The organism is Bacteroidota bacterium, from assembly GCA_018816945.1.
Lineage (GTDB): Bacteria > Bacteroidota > Bacteroidia > Bacteroidales.
The window spans coordinates 1-2,441 of the sequence record JAHIVC010000090.1; the positions used below are offsets into that span (position 1 = coordinate 1).

A 2,441-nucleotide genomic window follows, 5' to 3' on the forward strand; every position below is an offset into this window, starting at 1 on the left:
CAGGATATTGCTGGTATTTACAACTGGAAAATCAACCTATATGAACGGCAATTTCCTGAAAATAGTTTTGGAATGCCGGATTACAACCAAAGTATTTATGGCGTAAACTTTACACCGCCAGGCTGCGAAACCATATCTCTGTGTTTTTTGTCGAATGGCAGCATGAGCAGTCATGCCCATTTAAAGTTTTATGGAAAAACCAACGAACAGCCTGAAAAGGAATATTTATACATGCTCTCGATAAAAACGCAATTTGCCAATGTTGAAACACATCAGTTTATTATTCAACTTTTTCGTTACCTCAATACAAAATATTTTGTCAATTTTACTCTTACAGACGATGGACGTTACTGGGAAACAAATGATATTGATATACTTAAAACCAATTTTAAAAGAAATTCCGATTTGATATCCGGTTTTTCATCGGCACTTGAATGTGTCCCGATAGAAAAAGGAGAAACCATTGAAAACTACTTTAAAAGGTTATTAAACTTGATTCAGAAAAGAAAAAAACAATAATAGTATGCCTGAGAACCAAATTATTGAATACAAAGAATCGTGGAGAGATGAATATCTGAAATGGATTTGTGGATTTGCCAATGCTAAAGGAGGAAAAATATTCGTCGGCATGAATGATAAAGGTGAAGTTGTTGGCATAAGTAATTCAAAACGATTGATGGATGATATTCCCAATAAAATACAAACCAATTTAGGAATTATCTGTGATGTTAATTTGCATCATCGTGAAGATAGAGCGTACATCGAAATTGATGTTAAGCCTTATGATGTTCCTATTTCTTATCAGGGCAAATACCATTACAGAAGTGGAAGTACAAAGCAGGAGTTAAAAGGTAATTCGTTAAATGAATTTCTGTTGAAAAAAGCAGGAAAGACATGGGATGATGTAATTGAACCTAGAGCAAAACTTGAAAATATTGATATTGCTGCTATTGAAGCATTTAAAAAAGGAGCCACTAGCAGCAAAAGGTTGCCGTTTATTGCAGATGAAGAAAATATTGAGCGAATTCTTGATAACCTGCTGTTATTGGAAGATGGAAAACTAAAACGTTCAGCAATTCTTTTGTTTGGAAAAAATCCTTGTCGTTTTTTTATCAATGCCTTTGTAAAAATCGGTCGTTTCGGCAAAACAGATGACGATTTAAAATTTCAAGAAATTGTGGAAAGTAATGCCTATCAACTAGCAGATAAAACGTTGGAAGTACTTGATAGAAAGTTTTTTGTTTCCCCAATAACATATGAAGGGTTGCAACGCATTGAAGGTTGGGAATATCCCTACGAAGCAATACGTGAAGTAATATTGAATGCAGTAGTCCATAGAGATTACATGGGAGCACCGATTCAAATTAGTGTTTATGATGATAAACTAATTGTCTGGAATGAAGGTTCTTTACCGGAAGATTTGACAATAGAAGATTTAAAGATTAAACACTCTTCACGACCACATAACCCAATACTTGCAAGTGCATTTTTCAAAGGAGGATTAATTGAAGCCTGGGGACGAGGAACAATTAAAATCATAAATGAATGTAAAAAGGCTGGTTTGCCTGAACCATTAATTGAAAATGTATCGGGTGGAATCAGTGTTACAATATTCAAAAATTCCCTTGACAATAAAACTCTTATTGACAAAGGATTAAGCAATCGACAGATTAGGGCAATAGAATATCTGAAACAACATAAGCAAATAACAAATAAAATATATCAAGAAATATGTGAAGTCTCCAAAGCAACTGCAACAAGGGATTTGACTGAATTAATTGAGAAGTACAAGTTATTGGAAAGGTCGGGAGAAGTTGGAGCAGGAACGACGTACAAATTGATTGGCTCATAATTGGCTCAATTGGCTCAAAAATGATTCAATACAGGCTCAAAAATGATTATTTCTTTAGCCAACGCAAAAGTCAAGCACATTGTCTGGTCGCACAAGCCAATGCACAACCAAAACCAGCCAAAGAGCTTGCCTGCCCCAACGCACAAACAGACAAAAATAAAGCACGAAACGCTAACAATGTATATACAAAATAGGCGAGATAGCAGTAAATTCAACGGTTGTAGCCCGCTTCAAAATTGTAACGGGTTGATAGGTTTGAAGCCCGCAATCGCCTACTTTGCATATACGAAACGTTGGCAAAAGAAACTGCCTCACATGCTGACTGAAAAATCAACTTGTATTAAACCAGCGTATGTGCTAATTTAGCAGGGTTATGATGATAAAATTGTAAGCCTCAACAGGTTTTTGGAGGGGCTGACGTTAATCACAATTTTATGAAAGCAAGCGGTGTAACAGTAGCGGAAATATTGACCAGGCTTCCTCCTGACAGGGCAGAACCATTTAACAAGCTACATCAGGTGATTATGCAAAATCTGCCTGATGGATTTGAACCGGCGATCAGTTATGGTGGATTGGGATATGTTGTTCC

General features: G+C 36.1%; 3 protein-coding genes. All 3 read left to right on the forward strand.

Going from position 1 to position 2,441, the window contains the following annotated elements; genetic code table 11:
- Positions 1-519, forward strand: a 519-nt coding sequence (locus KKG99_13545) for a hypothetical protein (GenBank protein MBU1014018.1), incomplete at its 5' end; no start/stop codon positions are given.
- Positions 520-523: 4 nt separating this feature from the next.
- Positions 524-1,852: a putative DNA binding domain-containing protein gene (locus KKG99_13550; protein ID MBU1014019.1), complete on the forward strand. Its 1,329-nt coding sequence runs from the start codon at positions 524-526 to the stop codon at positions 1,850-1,852.
- A gap of 20 nt (positions 1,853-1,872) precedes the next feature.
- Positions 1,873-2,046, forward strand: a complete 174-nt coding sequence (locus KKG99_13555; protein MBU1014020.1) for a hypothetical protein — start codon at positions 1,873-1,875, stop codon at positions 2,044-2,046.
- Positions 2,047-2,441 lie beyond the last annotated feature (395 nt).